This window comes from Bradyrhizobium sp. HKCCYLRH3097 (genome assembly GCF_051167875.1).
Lineage (GTDB): Bacteria > Pseudomonadota > Alphaproteobacteria > Rhizobiales > Xanthobacteraceae > Bradyrhizobium.
This window is the reverse complement of record NZ_JBNPTX010000007.1, coordinates 320,448-338,478: the sequence shown is the minus strand read 5'-3', so window position 1 is coordinate 338,478 and position 18,031 is coordinate 320,448. Positions and strand designations below refer to the sequence as shown.

The window sequence follows — 18,031 nt, the reverse complement described above, 5'->3', positions numbered from 1 at the left end:
TACTTCTCGTACCGGGCAGCAGCGTGGCACGGAGCCTTACTCCGCCGCAAGCGGCTTCGCAGCCTCTGCCGTCAGCTCGGCCCGCGTCTTCGGCTTAGCCTTAATCTTCAGCTCCTCGAAATCCTGCCGGTCGCGGACGCTGTTGCGGAAGATTTGCTCCTTGCCCGGCAGATATTGCGGCGGACAGAACATGTCGGCGCCGTACCAGGCCGCGGCCTTCATCGTGAAGGCGGGGTCGACCAGATGCGGACGGCCGAGCGCGACGAGATCGGCGCGGCCGGCGGCCAGGATGGTGTTGACCTGGTCGGCCGAGGTGATGTTACCGACACACATGGTCGCGACATCAGCCTCATTGCGGACCTGATCGGAGAACGGCGTCTGGAACATGCGGCCGTAGATCGGCTTGGCCTCGCAAACGGTCTGGCCGGTCGAGACATCGACGAGATCGACGCCGGCCTCGCCGAACGCGCGGGCGATCAGCACCGCGTCGTCACCAGTGACGCCGCCGTCGGCCCAGTCGGTGGCGGAGATGCGCACCGACATCGGCTTGTGCGCCGGCCACGCCGCGCGCATCGCCGCGAACACTTCCAGCGGGAAGCGCAGCCGGTTCTCCAGCGCGCCGCCATAGTCGTCGGTACGCTTGTTGGTCAGCGGCGAGATGAAGCTGGCGAGCAAATAGCCGTGGGCGCAGTGCAGTTCGAGCATGTCGAATCCGCAAGCGTGGCCGCGTTCGGCGGCCGCAACGAAGTCGGCCTTGATCGCGTCCATTGCCGCGCGGTCGAGCTCGCGCGGCACCCGGCTGTCCGGGAAGTACGGCAGCGGCGACGCCGACACGATGTCCCAGCCGCCCTGCTCCAGCGGACGGTCCATGCCGTCCCACATCAACTTGGTCGCGCCCTTGCGGCCGGCGTGGCCGAGCTGCAGCGCGAACTTCGCCCGCGAGTTCGCATGAACGAAATCGACGATGCGCTTCCACGCCGCTTGCTGCGCATCGTTCCAAAGGCCGGCGCAGCCAGGCGTGATACGCGCATCGCGGCTGACGCAGGTCATCTCGGTGAACAGCAGGCCAGCGCCGCCGATCGCCCGCGAGCCATAATGCACGAGGTGGAAATCGCCGGGCACGCCCTCCTCGGCCGAGTACATGCACATCGGCGACAGCACGGCGCGGTTGGCGAGCGTCATCTCGCGCAGCTTGAGCGGCTGGAACATCGGCGCGACCGGCTTGTCGACATCGACGTCAAAACCCTTGGATCGCACCTGGCGCGCGAAGGCCTTGTCGACCTCGGCCACGAAGTCCGGCGCGCGCAGAGTGAGATTGTCGTAGGTGATCGCTTTCGAGCGCGTCATCACGCCGAACGCGAACTGAACCGGATCGAAATCCCAGAAGCGGTCGACGTGCTCGAACCAGACCAGCGACACGTCGGCGGCGTGCTGGGTCTTCTCGACCTCCTCGCGCCGGCCATGCTCGTAAAGATCGAGCGCCGCCGGAATGTTGGGCGCGCGCTGCATGGCGTCAGCCAGCGCGATCGCGTCCTCCATCGCAAGCTTGGTGCCCGAGCCGATCGAGAAATGCGCAGTCGACTTGGCGTCACCGAGCAGCACCATGTTGTCCTTGACCCAGCGCTTGTTGCGGATCATCGGGAAATTGCGCCACATCGAGCGGTTGATCAGCAGCGGATGGTCGCCGAGGAACCAGCCGAAGATCTCCTTCATGCGGTCGGCGGACTGCCGCTCGTCGAGCCCGGTCAGGCCGGCCCGCTCAAAAGTCTCCGGATCGGTCTCGAAGATCCAGGTCGAGTGCCCCGCCTCGTATTGGTAGGCGTGCGCGATGAACGGACCCCACTCGGTCTCCTGGAAGATGAAGGTGAAGGCATCGAGCGGCTTGGTCGAGCCCATCCACGCGAACTTGTTGGCGCGCAGATCCACCTCCGGCTGGAAGTGATCGACGTACTTCTGACGGAAACGACTGTTGATGCCGTCAGACAGGATCAGGAGATCCGCATCAGCGAATTGCGACTCGTCCTCGAGGTCGACCTCGAACTGCAGGGTCACACCCAGCTCGCGCGCTCGCTCCTGCAGGATTCGCAGCAGCGTGCGGCGCGAGCAGCCGCAGAAACCATTGCCGCCGACCCGGTGGACCGTGCCGCGGAAATGCACGGCAATATCATCCCAGTAGGCGAACTCCTGGGTGATCCGCTGGTAGCTCGGCAGATCGTGCTTCTCGAAATTGTCGAGCGTGGCGTCGGAGAACACCACGCCGAAGCCGAACGTATCGTCGGCGCGGTTGCGCTCGTAGACCGCGATGTCGGCGCTGGGCCGCTGCTTCTTGAGCAATATCGCCGCATAGAGACCGGCAGGTCCGCCACCGATGATCGCGATCTTCATGAGCGCCTCCACTGGAGAGCCGAGCCAATGAAAATTATTTTAGACCTAAAATATCTCCTGGCAAGTCCCTTCGGTTCCCGCAGCAGCTCAATTCCCCTGGAAGACCGGTTTGGACTTGGCGGCGAAGGCTTCGAAAGCGCGATTGAAATCCTCTGTTGTCATGCACAAGGCCTGGGCAACTGCCTCCGCCTCGATCGCCTCCTCCACCGACATCGCCCATTCCATGGCCAGCATGCGCTTGGTCATGGTGTTGGCGAAGGTTGGACCGTTCGCGATCTCGGTCGCCAGCGTCACCGCCTGGGTCAGCACTTCGGCCGGCGCAACGATACGGCTGAAGAAGCCCCAGCGCTCGCCTTCGTCCGCGCTCATGAAGCGGCCGGTGTAGAGCAGCTCGGAGGCGCGCGACTGGCCGATGATGCGCGGCAGGATCGCACAGGCGCCCATGTCGCAGCCGGCAAGGCCGACCTTGTTGAACAGGAAGGCGACCTTGGCACCGGTCGTGGCGAGCCGGATATCCGAGGCCATCGCGACGATCGCGCCCGCGCCGGCGCAGATGCCCTCCACGGCAGCCAAGACCGGCTGAGGACAGGCGCGCATCGCCTTGACCAGATCGCCGGTCATGCGGGTGAACGCGGTCAGGCCCTTAGTGTCCATCTTCACCAGCGGACCGATGATCTCGAAAACGTCGCCGCCGGACGAGAAATTGCCGCCTGCACCGGCCACGACGATCGCCTTGACGTCATCGTCGAACGCGCAGGCCCGGAAGAAGTCGGTCAGCTCGCGATAACTCTCGAAGGTCAGCGGGTTCTTGCGCTCGGGCCGGTTCAACGTCACGGTCGCGACGCGATCCTTGACCGCAAGCAGGAAATGGCTCGGCTTGTAGTCCGCCAGCGGCACGGTGACGGGATTGGCCGGTCTCGACATGTAAGCTCCCTCTGTTCAACTGTCTTCGTTAGGCCAGGGCGCTGCGGCTCACACTTCGCCGCCGGCAACCGCGATCGCCTGCCCTGTGATCGCACCGGCACCGCTGCCGCACAGCCACAGCACGGTGTCGGCAACCTCCTGCGGCGTGATGAGACGCCCCTGCGGATTGTGCTTGGCAAGTTCGGCGATCGCTTGCTCCCGGCTGCGGCCGGTCTTTTTCATGATGTTGTCGACGCTTTCCGCGACAAGATCGGTATCGGTAAAGCCGGGACACACGGCATTGACCGTGACGCGCGTCGCGGCCAGCTCCAGCGCCAGCGATCGCGTGAGGCCGACGACCGCATGCTTGGCCGCGGTGTACGCGCTGACATAGGGATAGCCCTTGAGACCCGCGGTCGACGCCACGGCGACAATCCTGCCATAGGGCCTGCCCTTCATCGCCGGCAGCACCGCCTGCACGGCGTGTACGACGCCCATGAAGTTGATGTCCATCATGCGGTGGAACAGCGCGGTGTCGGATTTCAGGAACGGCGCCGATTCTGCGCTTCCCGCATTGGCAATCAGGATGTCGATCGGCCGACGCGCGGCGGCGCTTGCGGCTGCGGCATTGAGCGCCGCCGGATCGGCAACATCGGCGATTGCGGCGTGATCCGCGCATCCGGCCGCGACCGCCTCATCGAGCGTTGCGCTGTTGCGACCGACGATCGTCACGGTTGCGCCCGCAAGCTTCAAGGCGCGCGCGATTTCACGGCCGATGCCGCGCCCGCCTCCCGTCACCATCGCATGCGCGGCTTGCGGAAGTCCGGACATGCGTGCGCCTCCTCTGATTTCGTTGGCAGGTCTCGACGGGGAAGTTATTTTAAACTTCAAATTTTTGCAACAACGCGCCGGAAGCGGCTTGACACCTCGGTTACCGCGACTAGCGTTCAAGGGCCCGGAGCGAGCAACGTAGCGGCCTCGGGCATATCTCGGAGGTCTGCGTGCCTGCGTCGCAAATCTTTACCACGAAGGACGGCCGCTTCGGCTACGAGGCATCGGGGACGCCCGAGCAACAGAGCGTTGTGTTCCTGCACGGCATCGGTGGTGCCGCGCGCGCATGGCGTGGTCAGCTCGATTATTTCGGCGAGCGCTGCCATGCGGTGGCCTGGGACATGCCGGGCTATGGCCGATCCGCACGGCTCGACATGGTCAGCATCACCACGCTCGCCGCTGCGCTTGAAGACTTCCTGATCCAGATCGGCGCCAAGCAGCCGATCCTCGTTGGTCATTCCATCGGCGGAATGATCGTACAGGAATGGCTGACGACGCATCCGCAGGCCGCGGCAGCCGTGGTGTTGGCTCAGACCAGCCCGGCGTTCGGCAAGGCCGACGGCGACTGGCAGAAGTCGTTCATCGAGGCGCGTCTCGGACCGCTCGATCGGGGCGCGACGATGGCGTCGCTGGCGCCGGACCTGGTCAAGGAGTTGGTCGGCGACGATCCCGATCCGCATGGCCTTGAAATTGCAACCTCCTGCATGGCCGGTGTACCCGAGGCAAGCTATCGCGCCAGCATGCTGGCCCTGCTCGGTTTCGACCGGCGACAAGCCTTGAAGGACATCAAGGTGCCGGCGCTGGTGCTCTCGGGCTCGAAGGATCGCAACGCGCCGGCGCCGATGATGGAGAAGATGGCGAGCTTCATTCCCTCGTCCGACTACGTCGAACTTCAGGGCGCCGGTCATCTCGTCAATCTCGAACGGCCCGGCGAGTTCAACGCCGCACTCGATACGTTCCTGACGGCACGTGCAACACCAGCGACAGCGGAGAGATGATGACGATCCCGGTCCAGAAGACGGCGACAGCCTCCGGCGAAGCCCTCGATGCTCCGATGTTCGATCCGGCGGCATATCGGCTCACGGCCGAGCAGGCCGACATCATCGCACGGGCCCGGGAACTCGGGCAGAGCGTACTGGCGGGCCGCGCCGCGACCTGGGATCGCGAGGCGAGCTTTCCGACTGAGAACTACAAGGACCTGCATCGCGCGGGCCTGCTCGGCATCTCCGTTCCCAAGGCTCTCGGTGGCCTCGGTGCGGGCTACCAGACCTATGCACTCACCGCCGCCGAGATCGGCCGCTATTGCGGCGCCACCGCGCTGACCTGGAACATGCACGTCTGCTCGACCCTGTGGTCCGGACCGCTCGCCGACGATCTCGACATGGACGAGGACGTCCGCGCGGAGCACGAGCGGCGGCGCGCGATCCACTACAAGCGCATCGTCGACGACGGCGCGATCTATTCGCAGCCGTTCTCGGAGGGCGGCGCGGCGGCAGCGGGCGGCGTCGCGTTCGGCACCGAGGCCAAGCCGGTCAAGGGCGGCTGGCTGATCAACGGCAAGAAGATCTTCGCCTCGCTTGCCGGACACGCAGATTATTATGGAGTGCTATGCACCGAAGTCAGCGAGGGTGAGAAGGCGTCCCGCCGCAACACGCTCTATCTCGCGGTGCCGGCGAAAACGGAGGGCGTCTCTGTCGTCGGTGACTGGGATCCGCTGGGCATGCGCGGCACGGTGTCACGCACACTGCTGTTCAAGGATGTCTTCGTTGCGGAGGACGCCGCCTTGATGCCGCGCGGCGTCTACTTCCAGGCAGCGATGCGCTGGCCGCACATGTTCATGACGCTGTCGCCGACCTATATGGGGCTGGCGCAGGCCGCGTATGACTTCACCGTCAAATATCTGCGCGGCGAGGTGCCGGGCATGCCGCCGGTCAAGCGGCGGATGTACCCGACCAAGCAGATCGCGGTCGCGCAGATGCAGATCAAGCTGGAACAAGTCAAAGGCATCTGGTTCCAGGCCGTCACCGAGGCACGCGCCAATCCGACGAAGGAGCAGGTGCTGCGCGCCTATGCGGCGCAGTACTCGGTGATGGAGGGGGCCAATGATCTGGCGGCGCTCGCCATCCGCACCTGCGGCGGACAATCGATGCTGAAGACGCTGCCGCTGGAGCGCATCTATCGCGATAGCCGTTGCGGCTCCCTGATGTTGCCCTGGACCGCGGAATTGTGCCTCGACCGCATCGGCCGCGAGGCACTGTACGAGCCCGGCGAGACGGACGACTGAGCGTGGACCTCTGCAGCCTGATCGAGCGCAATGCGGCGTTCACGCCGGACAAGCCGGCGATCCATTTCGAAGGCGTAACGCAGAGTTATGCCGATTTCAGCGAGCGCATCGCGCTGATGGCCCGCGCGCTCAAGTCGGAGTTCAGCGTCGGACGTGGCGACCGCGTCGCGATTCTGAGCCTCAACCGGCCGGACTATCTGGTCCTGCTCTATGCCTGTGCGCGGCTCGGCGCGATCCTGGTGCCGTTGAACTGGCGGCTTGCAGTGGCCGAGCAGGTCTTCATTCTCTCGGATGCTGCCGCCAAGGTGCTGGTGCTGGAGCAGGCGTTCGCGCCGGTGCTGCCGGCGCTGGCCGAGAGCCACCCGGAGACAGCGCCGGTCGGCATCGACTTTGCCCCGGCCGACGGACTGACGCTCGATGAACTGCTGGCGCGCGGTCATGGCGACGACCGCAACCCGCACATCGATCTCTCCTGCCCGCTGCTGATCGTATACACCTCGGGCACCACGGGCCGACCGAAGGGCGCGGTGCTGCGGCAGGAGGCGCTGCTGTGGAACGGGGTGATGAGCCAGCACATGCATGGCCTGACCTCCGATGATCACGTACTGACGGTGCTGCCGCTGTTCCATGTCGGCGGCCTCAACATCCAGACCACGCCGGCCCTGCATCACGGCGCCACCGTCACGCTGCACGCCCGCTTCACGCCGGATTCGACGCTGGCAGCGATCGTCAACGACCGGCCGACATTGACCGTGCTGGTGCCGGCAACCATCCAGGCCGTCACCGAGCATCCCGATTGGAACGCGACGGACCTGTCCTCGCTGAGAGCTGTTGCGACCGGATCGAGCATCGTGCCGCCAGCGCTGATCGAGCGTATCACGGCGCGCGGCGTGCCGGTGCTGCAGGTCTATGGCTCGACCGAGACCTGTCCGATCGCGGTCTACACACGGCTCGGCGGCGACCTCTCGCGCGCAGGCTCGACCGGCCTGCCCGGGCTGTGCTGCGAGGCCAAGATCATCGACAAAGACGGCGACGAGCTTCCGGCGGGCAAAGCGGGCGAGATCGCCGTGCGCGGGCCCAATTTGTTCTTCGAATATTGGGGCAACGCCAAAGCCACGCAACAGGCGATCCATGACGGCTGGTACCGCACCGGCGACATCGCCCAGCGCGATGCCGAGGGGTACTTCTTCGTGCTCGAGCGCAAGAACAACATGATCATCTCCGGCGGCGAGAACGTCTATCCGGCCGAGATCGAGCGCGTGCTCCGCGAGCATCCCGACGTCGTCGAATGCGGCGTGATCGGCCGGCCCGATCCGCGCTGGGACGAGGTGCCGGTGGCGTTCGTCGTCAGGCGCCAGGGCTGCGCGCTCGATGTGGACACCTTGCGCGCGCATCTGCAGGCGCAGCTCGCGCGCTTCAAGGTGCCGCGCGACATCGTGTTCGTCGACGACCTGCCGCGCACTGCGCTCGGCAAGGTGCAGCACCATCTGCTGCGCCAGATCGACGGCCCCAAATAAGCGAGACGGAGACGCACTCTTGAAAATTGCAGTGCTCGGCGGCGGCAACGGCTCCTTTGCAGCGGCAGGCGATTTCGCGCTGGGAGGTCACGAGGTCCGGCTGTGGCGCCGCGATGCGGACGCTGTCGCGCAGCATCGCGCGGCGGGCTCGACGATCGTCGTCAAGGACGTCAATGGCCGGCATGAGGCGCGGCTCGCGCTGGTCACGACCGACATCGGCGAGGCTATCAGCGGTGCCGAGCTGATCCTCTGCCCGGCGCCGGCCTTCGCGCAAGCCGACATCGCCCGCCTGCTGGCGCCGCATCTCGCCGATGGGCAGGTCGTGTTCCTGCCCCCGGCGACCTTCGGCACCATGATCTTCGCAGCGGCGGCGCGCGAGGCCGGCAATGAAGCCAGCGTCAGCTACGCCGAGACCGGCACCCTGCCCTGGCTGACGCGCAAGCACGGCCCGTTCGAGGTTGCCATCACCATCCGGGCCAAGCGGCTCCCGGTCGGCGTGTTTCCTCTCAAGACGGCGGAGCACGCGCTCGCGGTGATCGGCCGCGCCTTCCCCGGCGTGATCGAGCCATGCGGCGATGCGCTGTCGGGCGCTCTGATGAATGCCGGCTGCATCATCCATCCGCCGCTGATCGTGATGAATGCCGGCCCCATCGAGCATTTCGAGCGCTGGGACATTCACAAGGAAGGCACGCAACCTTCGATCCGCCGCGTTACCGATGCGCTCGATGCGGAGCGGATCGCGGTGCGCGAGGCGCTCGGCTACGGCGCGCCGCATTTTCCGCTGGCGCATCACTATGCCAAGGAGGGCGAGATCTGGATGTATGGCCGCGGCTCGCACGATCGGTTGACCGATTCCGGCGATTGGCGCGAGCAGCTCGTGCTGACGCAGCACCGCTACATGCGCGAGGATCTCAGGCTCGGCCTGTCGTTCCTGATCTCGGCCGCCGAGCTGACCGGCACGCCGACGCCGCTCGCCCGCGCCTTCCTGGCCATCGGCGGTGCGATCTGCGGTGAGGATTTCATGGCAACGGGACGCACGCTGGCGAGCCTCGGCCTGGCTGGTCTCGACCGGACCGCACTGCAGGCGTTGCTGCGCGATGGATTTGCTCAATGAGCGCGCGCGGTCATATCGCCTGCCTCGGCGCCGGCCGCATGGGCCGCGGCATCGCCGTCGCCTTCGCCTATGCCGGCCATCCCGTGACGATGATCGACATCAAGCCGCGCACGGCGGAAGAGTTCGCCAGCCTGCAGCGCGATGCGCTCGGCGAGGTCGGCGCGACATTCGCGACCTTGGCGCGGCTCGGGATGCTGCAGGCCGCTGACGCCAACAAGCTAATGGACAAGATCGCCGTCGCGCCGGCCGGCTCGAGCGGCGATGTCCTCGCACAGACCACGCTGGTGTTCGAAGGCGTGCCGGAGATCGTCGACCTCAAGCGCGAAGTGCTGGCTGCGGCGTCGCGCGCGGTCGCGCCCGACGTCATCATCGCCTCGACGACATCGACGATCCTGGTCGACGATCTCTCTGGTGCGGTGGAGCGTCCTGAGCGCTTCCTGAATGCGCACTGGCTCAATCCAGCCTATCTGATTCCGCTGGTCGAGATCTCGCCGGGCAAGGCGACCGATCCCGATGTCACCGCGCGGCTGAAGGCGCTACTGGAAGACATCGGCAAGGTGCCGGTGGTCTGCGCGGCGACGCCGGGCTTCATCGTGCCGCGCATCCAGGCGCTCGCCATGAACGAGGCGGCGCGCATGGTCGACGAAGGCGTCGCCAGCGCCGAGGAGATCGACAAGGCGATCCGCTACGGCTTCGGCTTCCGCTACGCGGTGCTCGGCCTGCTCGAATTCATCGACTGGGGTGGCGGTGACATTCTCTACTACGCCAGCCGCTACCTCGAAGGCGCGCTGGGCAGCGACCGCTACCGCGCACCCGAAGTGATCGAGCGCAACATGGCCGAGGGCCGCATCGGCCTGCGCACCGGCGCCGGCTTCCTCGATTATTCCGGCATGGACGTTGCGGCCTATCGCGAGCAGCGGCTCGGCGCGCTGGTCGAGATGCTGCGGCATTTCAAGCTCGCCCGGCCGCCGGTGGTGGATTGAGGCGGAGCACGCGGCAGCAACGGAGCCGTGAGGTGGGCAAAGGCGCGCCACGCCGTCGCCGGATCGTGACGATCTCTCGCGCGCCGTGCCCACCAGTCGCGCCGATTGCGTGGATCTACGGTGGGCACGCAACCGCCCTGCGGGTGGCCGCTTTGCCCGCCCTACGGCTGCGGTGATCTTCGCCTCTCGCGAATGTTGACCGCAACGACATCAACGAACTCCGACGTCGTCCCGGCGAACGCCGACGGCGGTGGGTGGGGTGGGTTCACGGCTCAAACAGCGGGCCAAATAAACAGCTACGACATAACTGGTCGTTCTCGCGGCGCATCTCGCCCGAGTCATGCATCGAATGGGTCCCTCGCGAATCATGCAGAGGGCGCAGGGAATGCCGGGTGAAGGCCTCACCCATGGCCCGCCTGCGAAAAAAATGCAGGCGGCAGGTACCACAGGCAAAGCCGAACACGCCGGCATTCCCTGCGCGATGGGTCTAACGCTTATACGCAGTCTCCCTGGTGCGCCGGGCTTGTTGGCCACCATCACCGCGCGGCACTCAGGCCGACGCGACTTGATACCAGCATCGGGGTATCAGGACGCTGCGACTTCACGTCCGCGAGCGATCGTTCGTCCGCGCCCTCGTAAGAAGACGCTGCGATCTCTCGCGGCCATCGCATCCCCACCTCGCGTGTCGTGACGATCGCGCGCAACGCCCCTCCGCAGTGAGGCGGGATGCAGAGAGAGAACCATGATTTCCGAAAAATCGCAATAAGATTATTTTTAACAGAATAGCGGGATGATTCTGTCTCGGCGCTTGTCATTTGGGCCGGCCCGCCCCGTGAGGACGGTGCGCTCCCCTCCCCCTTGCGGGGAGGGGTTGGGGGTGGGGGTCCACGAGTTGTGCTTGGAGCGACGAGCACAAGAGCCCTGCATCGATCAACCGACGGCGTGTTGCGGCCCCACGCGTCTCACAGTGGAGGTTTGGGTACGAGCAGTTGTGCCCACAACGAAGTTCAGCGTATGGGGACCCCCACCCCCGCCCCCTCCCCGCAAGGGGGAGGGGAGCGCACTACCGCCGCGGCGGCAGCTCGCCAGTAGAATGCGCAGGACTCTACCCGAACACATCCTGCAGCACGCCGTGCTTGATCACGGCGACCCCATCCAGCTCGATCGTGGTGCCCATCATCGGCAGGTCGAAATGACCCGCCGTGTAGCGGCCGGCAAACTCGTTGGCGCCGGTGGAGAACAGGAAGTTGCCGGGGACGGCGCGCAGCTCGGTGCCGTTGGTGTCGCGCTGGTCGTACATGGCCAGCGCCTCGTAGCGCGCGCCGGGGTTCATGCCCCAGCCGACATGCGACACGGCGTATGCCTCGCGGTCGCCCCAGGACGCGAGATAAGATCGCATCATCGCTGCGTCGGCGCCCTCGCCTGCCAGATCGGTCACGTAGTCGTCGCGCAGGGTCATCGTGACAGGCGAACTCAGATAACGCTTGAAGGTGAGGTTGATGTCTCCGGGCGCCATCACGATGGTGCCGTTGACCGATTTGCTCTTGGGGAAGCTGACGACGATGCCACCCGGCCAGTGCGCCAGGGTGCCCGGACGATCGGTCCAGCCCCAGACGCCGACGGTGGAGGCGCCCTCCATGATCACGTCGAGGTCGGTGCCGGCCTTCGACGTCACGCGCATCCGCTTGGTTCCGCGCAGCATCTTGGCTGCGGCGCGCACCCGCTTTTCGAGCGCCGAGTCCGGCACCATGCGCTCGAGCGCCTCGGGATGCTCGTTGGAGATCACCAGGATGCGCGCGCCGGCCTTCAGGATCTCCGGCGTCTCCACCGCATGCATCAGGCCTTCGATGGTACAGTCGACGACGAAGCCGGCCTGCTGAAGCGCTGAGACCACCGGCCCGAGCTTGCCGATCGCCTCCGACGCGCCGGTCGAACGGACGGGAACGGGATGCTTGTTGCGCGGGGTCGGCACCACGACATGGAACGGCCGCGCGCCCATCCGCAGCAACGCCAGCTCGGCGATGTGGACGTTCAGCGCCCGGGACTGCGTCTCCGACAGGATCGCAGCGGTGTCGCCCGCCTTCACGGCGCAGCGCTCGAAGATCTCACAGAATGCGTCGATCCATTTCGCCTCGATGCGATCCGCCAGCATGGTCGTTCTCCCGATTGTCGTTGTGTTGTTATCAGACCGAGGGGAAGCCGCGCAGCAGATAAGCGCGCAGGCCTTGCAGCAGGGCGTTGAGAATGAGGCCCAGCAGCGAGATCGTGATCAGCGGCACGAACATGTCGACGGCCTGGAAGGTGCGCGCGGCGGTCACCAGCACGTGACCGAGCCCGTCGGTCGAGGTGATCATCTCGGCCAGGAACACGACGATGCAGGAGATCACGAGGCCGATGCGGCAACCGGTCAGGATCGAGGGCATCGCGGCCGGCAGCACCACCTTCCACAGGACGTCGCGCGGCGGCGTCCCGGCGGCGAGCGCCGACCAGATCAGCTTCTGCTCGACCGTGGCGGCGCCGTAATAGCTCGACAGCAGGATCGGAAACAGCGCATCCGCCGCCACCAGCATGATCTTGGATTCGTGGCCGAAGCCGAGCAGCAGCAGGAAGGCCGGATAGAGCGCGACCTTCGGCAGCGGCGCCAGCACGCGCACGATCGGCTTGACGGCGGCGTTGACAGGCGGGCTCACCGCGGCGGCAATTCCCAGGGAAACACCGAGCACCACGGCGATCGCAAAGCCCGCGAACAGCCGGAACAGCGTCGCCACGATGTCCTGCTGGAAGGTGACGCTGGTGAGTTGCTGGCCCATGCGCTGGAACACCTGTCCCGGCGGCGGCAGCAGGGTCGGCGGCGCGTAGCCGAACGACACCAGCCCCTGCCACAGCAGCAGGACCAGCACGATCGGCGCGGCGCCCAGCAGGATGTCGTTGGAGGTGCGCGTCATGAGAAGCTCAGCGGCATGTCGAACTGCGGCTCGGACCAGCGCACCAGCCAGCGCCTGACGACCTCGAACGCCGCATCGAGGCAGATGCCCATGGCGCCGATGATGATGATCATCGCGAACACCGTGTCGTACTGGCCCATGTCGAGCGCGTTGAACAGGATGTTGCCGGCGCCGGACTGCCGCGCGATCATCTCGCTGGTGACCATCGTGATCAGCGCCAGCACCAGGCCGGTACGGCAGCCGGTCAGGATCTCCGGCAAGGCTGCGGGCAGGACGATGCGCAGCAGGCGCTCGCCGGCCGAGAGTCCCATCGCCGCGCCCGACCACAGCATCTTCTCCTCGACCGCCTTGGCGCCCTCGAAGCTGTGGTAGATCACCGGAAGGCTGACGCCGAGGAAGATCACCAGCGTCTTGGAGATGTCGCCGACGCCGAGCCACAGCATGATGATCGGCATCAGCGCCGCCTTCGGCACCGGGTAGATCAGCATCAGCAGCGGATTGAAGAAGGCGGCGGTCGACCGGCTGCGCCCCATCAGCAACCCGAGCGGAATCGAGAACGCAAGCGCGAGCGCGAAGCCGATCGCCATCCGCCGCAGCGAGGCCATGATATTGATCAGGGATTCCTTGTCGGTGAGGATCGGCGGGATCGCGCGCAGCGATTCCAGCGCGGTCGGGAAGCTGTCGTTCTTGAGCCCGAGCGAGGCGAGCTGCCAAGCCAGCAGCAGGCCGCAGCAGGCCAGAATCGGCGCGAGCGGCTTCGACAGACCATTCATGACGGCAGCTCGTTGTCACCGGAATCGTCGAACATGCGCTCGATGTCGACGATGTATTTCTGATAGCGCGGGTCCAGCAGCAGTTCCTCGCGGCGGCGCGGCCGGGGCAGATCGATGTCGATCACCTCGCGGATTCGGCCGGGCGAGCGCGACATCATGACGACCTTGTCGGACAGGAACACGGCTTCCTCAACCGAGTGGGTCACGAACAGGACCGTCTTACGGTCGCGCTCCCAGATGTCGAGCAGGTCGTTCTGCAGCCGCGTGCGCGTATGCGCGTCGAGCGCGCCGAACGGCTCGTCCATCAGCAGCACCTCCGGCCCGTAGGCCAGCGTGCGGGCCAGCGCGACGCGCTGCTTCATGCCGCCGGAGAGCTCCTTGGGATAGAATTTCTCGAAGCCGGTAAGTCCGACCATGGCGAGCAAAGTCCGCGCGAGCGCCTCGGCCTTCGCCGGCTTCTTGCCCTGCTGCAGCGGACCATACATGACGTTGCCGAGCACGCTCTTCCAGGGAAACAGCGCGAACTCCTGGAACACCGGGCCGCGATCGGTGCCGGGACCGGTGATCGGCTTGCCCTTCATTTTCGCGGTGCCGCTGGTCGGGCTGACGAAGCCACCGACGATGTAGAGCAAGGTCGACTTGCCGCAGCCGGAGGGACCGAGGATCGAGACGAAGGCGCCCTCGCCGACCGTCAGCGAAATGTCCGACAGCGCGGTGTGGTCGCGGCGCGACGAGGTCTTGAACACCTGCGACACGTGATCGATCTCGATGATCGGCGTGGCCGCGCGACGGCCGAGCGGAGTGCCCGCGAGCTGGCCGGGTCGGATCGGGGTCACGTCCATGTCGGCTTCTCTTTCCGATGCAGCACGCTCAAACGCTCCGTGAAATCAGGCAAGACAGACTGCCGCAGATTAGCAAGAAACCTGCCAATCGTCGCCACGCGCGGATCATTCCCGGTCCTGATCGAACCAGGGCCATTCGGCCGGCCCTTCGTGAGTCACGGCGCCGAGCGGTGCCTGCCCAACGAGTTTCGCGTATTTCGCCAGTGCCCCTGCCCTGTGCCGCGGCGGCCGCTGCGACCACGCGCTGCGACGCACCGCGAGCTCGGACTCATCGAGCAGCACGTCGAGCGTGCGCGCCTTCGCATCGATGCGGATCGGATCGCCGTCTTGCACCAGCGCCAGCGGACCGCCGACGAAGGCTTCCGGCGAGACATAGCCGATGCACATGCCGCGGGTGGCGCCGGAGAAGCGGCCGTCGGTGATCAGCGCGACCTTCTCGCCCATGCCCTGGCCATAGATCAGCGCCGTGACGCCGAGCATCTCGCGCATCCCAGGACCGCCGACCGGACCCTCGTTGCGGATGATCAGCACCTCGCCGGCCTGATAGTTGCGTGCGCGCACCGCGGCGACGCAGGCCTCCTCGTCCTCGAACACCCGCGCGCGGCCCTCGAACACCAGGTTCTTGAGGCCGGCAACCTTGATGACGGCGCCGTCGGGCGCGAGGTTGCCCTTGAGGACAGCGACGCCGCCATCCGCCATGATCGGCCTGGCCGGGCTGAACACGATCTCGCCGTCCGGCGCATTGGCCGCGCCATATTCCTCGGCCAGCGTGCGGCCGGAGACCGTGATGCAGGAGCCGTCGATGTGGCCGCTCTCGATCAGCGCGCGGATCACAACGGCGGCGCCGCCGATGTCGTAGACGTCCTTCGCCGTGTACTTGCCGCCCGGCCTGAGATTGCCGATCAGCGGCGTGCGCGCGAAGACCTCGCCGACATCGTCGAGCGTGAAACGGATGCCGGCCTCATTGGCGATCGCCGGCAGGTGCAGCGCGGCGTTGGTGGAGCCGCCGGTGGCCGCGACAATGGCCGCCCCGTTCTCCAGCGCCTTGCGGGTGACGATGTCGCGCGGCAGCGGCCCGCCGCGCGCGAGCATCTGCATGATCAGGCGTCCGGCCTGACGCGCGACGTGCGCTCGCTCGGCATAGACGCCGGGAATCATCGAGACGTTGGGCATCGACAGGCCCATCGCCTCCGACAGCATGCCCATGGTGTTGGCGGTGAACTGCCCGGCGCAGGCGCCGATCGTCGGGAGGCAGGTCCGCTCGATGCCTTCGAGCGTCCGTGCATCGATCTCGCCGGTCATGTAGCTGCCGACGGCCTCGTAAGAATCGAGCACCGTGAGCGTCCGGCCCTGGTAGTTGCCGGGCAGCGCGCTGCCGCCATAGATGAAGATCGACGGCACGTTGCAGCGGACCATGCCCATCATGACGCCAGGCAAGGTCTTGTCGCAGCCGCCGAAGCCGATCAGCGCGTCATAGGCGAGGCCATGGACGACGGCCTCGATGGAGTCGGCAATCAGCTCGCGCGAGAACAGAGAGAACTTCATTCCCTCGTGGTTCATGCTGATGCCGTCGGAGACCGAGACGGTGGCGAACTCGCGCGGCGTGCCGCCGGCCTCCGAGATGCCCGTCTTGGCCGCATCGACCTGGAAGTCGTGCGTCATGTTGCAGGGCGTCTGCTCGCCCTTCTGGCTGACGACGCCGATCATCGGCTTGGCGATGTCGGCATCATCCAGCCCCATCGCGCGCATGAAGGCGCGGTGCGGGGCGCGATCGAGCCCCTCCACCGTCACGCGCGATCGCAGCTTCCTCATCGACAAGGCTCCGCGCCGGCCGCCTACTGGATCGGCGCGACGATCGTCGGATGCTTGAACTGGGCGACGTCGAGCTTCGGCAGCATGCCGGTCTCGGCGTAGATGTCGAGCATCTTCTGGATCGCCGGGAAGTTCGGCGCGGCGACCGGATCGCGGCCGAAATCATTGTCCTTCAGCAGATAGGTGTCGATGACGGCAACCGGCGCCTTCATGACCTCCGACACCACCTTCAAGGTCTCGTCGCGATTGGCGAGCGCCTTCTTCATGCCCGTCGTGATGTCGCGGACATAGGCCTTCACCAGCTCCGGGTTCTTGTCGACGAAGTCGGCGCGGCAGGCCTCGAGGATGTGCACGATGTTCGGCATCGCCTCGGACAGCGAGAACAGCTTGCGGGTGCCGCCCTTGGCCTCGGCGCGCGCTGCAAAGGGTTGATTCATGTTGACGGCGTCGACGCGGCCCTGGCGCAGCGCATCCTCCGACACCGCGAAGCCGACCTCGACCAGCTTGATGTCCTTGGCGGGATCGAGCCCGGCCTGCTTCAGCAGCATGTTGAACGGCCCTTGCGTGCCGCCACCGATCACGGAAATGCCGACCGTCTTGCCCTTCAGGTCGGCGATGGTCTTGATCGGGGAATCGTCCTTGACCGCCCAGTAGACCGAGAAACCGCCCGGCTTCTCATAGACGTGCTGGGCGACGATGTAGGCCTTGAGGCCGCCGCCGACCACGCCGTTCGCCAGCGACAGCGGCGCCTGCGTGGCGCAGTCGAGCGCGCCGGCGGCGAGCGCCTGCGTCATCGGTGCCGTTCCCTGGAACTGGGTCCACTCGATGTTGTAGGTCTTGCCGAGATCCGGAAATTCGGTGGGCCGCTTCATCATCCAGTACTTGGATTCTTCCGCCGGGATGGTCCAGCCGACGCGGATCGTCTGCTGTGCGAATGTCGGCCCCGCGCTCGTCACCAAAGCCATCGCCGCGAGTGCCGCCAGCATCGATCGTTTCCGCATCACGCCCCTCCGCCATTCAAAAAGCAACCTCGCGGAGAATGTTTCATGTCTCAAATATCTGTGCAAGCGCGGAAAACGCCCGCCTTTGCCTGCCCCATGGGCAAGCCCGCCTTGCAGCGCGACAAGGGCGGATCATCGTGAAGTGCCGCGTTCCGTGTGCCGCGGCGCTGTCGACAACGCAAGGTCGCACGCCCCAAGGTGGCGAGAGTGGCCGTTCGGCCGACTGGCGTTGCCGCGTCGCACGCGCTAGGGAGAAGCCCCGAATTGACCTTTTGAGGAGTTCTTCGATGTCGATCCAGCGTTTCGAAATTGGCCCGCGCATGAGCCAGGTCGTCGTTCATGGCAATACCGTCTATCTCGCCGGCGTCGTCGCGCAGAAGACGGCCGGTGAAAGCGTTACCAAGCAGACCGAGGAGATTCTCTCGATCATCGACGGCCATCTCGCCAAGGCCGGCACCGACAAGTCGAAGCTGTTGTCGGCGACGATCTACCTCACCGACATCAAGACATTCGGCGAAATGAACGCCGTGTGGGACGGCTGGGTCTCGGCCGGCAACACCCCGGCTCGCGCCACCGTAGAGGCCGGGCTTGCCGCGCCGCAATACACCGTCGAGATCATGGTGATCGCGGCGAAGTAGGCG

At 66.0% G+C, this 18,031-nt stretch carries 15 protein-coding genes; 6 read left to right on the top strand and 9 right to left on the bottom strand.

Annotation, left to right across the window (positions count from 1 at the left end; genetic code table 11):
- Positions 1–36: 36 nt before the first annotated feature.
- From ACQR0U_RS19580 to ACQR0U_RS19570, 3 genes are all read right to left on the bottom strand, one after another.
- Positions 37–2,385 (bottom strand): bifunctional salicylyl-CoA 5-hydroxylase/oxidoreductase, encoded by a 2,349-nt coding sequence (locus ACQR0U_RS19580; RefSeq protein ID WP_434843946.1) that lies wholly within the window; start codon positions 2,383–2,385, stop codon positions 37–39.
- A gap of 87 nt (positions 2,386–2,472) precedes the next feature.
- Positions 2,473–3,309: an enoyl-CoA hydratase family protein gene (locus ACQR0U_RS19575; protein WP_315752002.1), complete on the bottom strand. Its 837-nt coding sequence runs from the start codon at positions 3,307–3,309 to the stop codon at positions 2,473–2,475.
- A gap of 48 nt (positions 3,310–3,357) precedes the next feature.
- On the bottom strand, positions 3,358–4,119 hold the full coding sequence (locus ACQR0U_RS19570; RefSeq protein WP_315752143.1) for an SDR family NAD(P)-dependent oxidoreductase: 762 nt from the start codon (positions 4,117–4,119) through the stop codon (positions 3,358–3,360).
- A gap of 170 nt (positions 4,120–4,289) precedes the next feature.
- Here ACQR0U_RS19570 and ACQR0U_RS19565 point away from each other — a divergent pair, with 170 nt between their 5' ends.
- The 5 genes from ACQR0U_RS19565 to ACQR0U_RS19545 are packed head-to-tail and all read left to right on the top strand — an operon-like array spanning position 4,290 to position 10,017.
- The gene (locus tag ACQR0U_RS19565) at positions 4,290–5,117 is read left to right on the top strand and encodes an alpha/beta fold hydrolase (RefSeq protein ID WP_315752003.1); all 828 of its coding nucleotides are present in this window, start codon (positions 4,290–4,292) and stop codon (positions 5,115–5,117) included.
- Complete coding sequence (locus tag ACQR0U_RS19560) at positions 5,117–6,403, top strand: acyl-CoA dehydrogenase family protein (RefSeq protein WP_315715611.1); 1,287 nt, start codon at positions 5,117–5,119, stop codon at positions 6,401–6,403. The genes ACQR0U_RS19565 and ACQR0U_RS19560 overlap by 1 nt, the downstream gene beginning before the upstream one ends.
- Before the next feature lie 2 nt (positions 6,404–6,405).
- Entirely contained in the window at positions 6,406–7,920 is a 1,515-nt protein-coding gene (locus tag ACQR0U_RS19555) for a class I adenylate-forming enzyme family protein (RefSeq protein ID WP_316164299.1), read from the top strand.
- A gap of 19 nt (positions 7,921–7,939) precedes the next feature.
- A complete protein-coding gene (locus tag ACQR0U_RS19550; protein WP_315752005.1) occupies positions 7,940–9,034 on the top strand; it encodes an NAD/NADP-dependent octopine/nopaline dehydrogenase family protein in 1,095 nt (364 codons plus the stop codon).
- Positions 9,031–10,017, top strand: a complete 987-nt coding sequence (locus tag ACQR0U_RS19545; protein WP_315752006.1) for a 3-hydroxybutyryl-CoA dehydrogenase — start codon at positions 9,031–9,033, stop codon at positions 10,015–10,017. The genes ACQR0U_RS19550 and ACQR0U_RS19545 overlap by 4 nt, the downstream gene beginning before the upstream one ends.
- 1,105 nt (positions 10,018–11,122) lie before the next feature.
- On the opposite strand, the gene ACQR0U_RS19540 is transcribed toward ACQR0U_RS19545, so the two are convergent.
- From ACQR0U_RS19540 to ACQR0U_RS19515, 6 genes are all read right to left on the bottom strand, one after another.
- Positions 11,123–12,169 (bottom strand): peptidase M29, encoded by a 1,047-nt coding sequence (locus tag ACQR0U_RS19540; protein WP_315752007.1) that lies wholly within the window; start codon positions 12,167–12,169, stop codon positions 11,123–11,125.
- Between the two features lie 31 nt (positions 12,170–12,200).
- Positions 12,201–12,962, bottom strand: a complete 762-nt coding sequence (locus ACQR0U_RS19535; RefSeq protein WP_315752008.1) for an ABC transporter permease — start codon at positions 12,960–12,962, stop codon at positions 12,201–12,203.
- Positions 12,959–13,735, bottom strand: a complete 777-nt coding sequence (locus tag ACQR0U_RS19530; RefSeq protein WP_315715605.1) for an ABC transporter permease — start codon at positions 13,733–13,735, stop codon at positions 12,959–12,961. Before ACQR0U_RS19530 ends, ACQR0U_RS19535 begins: the two co-directional genes overlap by 4 nt.
- Complete coding sequence (locus ACQR0U_RS19525; protein ID WP_315715604.1) at positions 13,732–14,577, bottom strand: ABC transporter ATP-binding protein; 846 nt, start codon at positions 14,575–14,577, stop codon at positions 13,732–13,734. Before ACQR0U_RS19525 ends, ACQR0U_RS19530 begins: the two co-directional genes overlap by 4 nt.
- Before the next feature lie 105 nt (positions 14,578–14,682).
- The gene (gene ilvD, locus ACQR0U_RS19520; RefSeq protein ID WP_315715603.1) at positions 14,683–16,389 is read right to left on the bottom strand and encodes a dihydroxy-acid dehydratase; all 1,707 of its coding nucleotides are present in this window, start codon (positions 16,387–16,389) and stop codon (positions 14,683–14,685) included.
- 23 nt (positions 16,390–16,412) lie between these two features.
- Positions 16,413–17,390, bottom strand: a complete 978-nt coding sequence (locus ACQR0U_RS19515; RefSeq protein ID WP_316170664.1) for an ABC transporter substrate-binding protein — start codon at positions 17,388–17,390, stop codon at positions 16,413–16,415.
- 287 nt (positions 17,391–17,677) lie between these two features.
- On the opposite strand from ACQR0U_RS19515, the gene ACQR0U_RS19510 reads away from it, so the two are divergent.
- On the top strand, positions 17,678–18,028 hold the full coding sequence (locus ACQR0U_RS19510; protein ID WP_315715601.1) for a RidA family protein: 351 nt from the start codon (positions 17,678–17,680) through the stop codon (positions 18,026–18,028).
- The last annotated feature ends 3 nt before the right edge of the window (positions 18,029–18,031 follow it).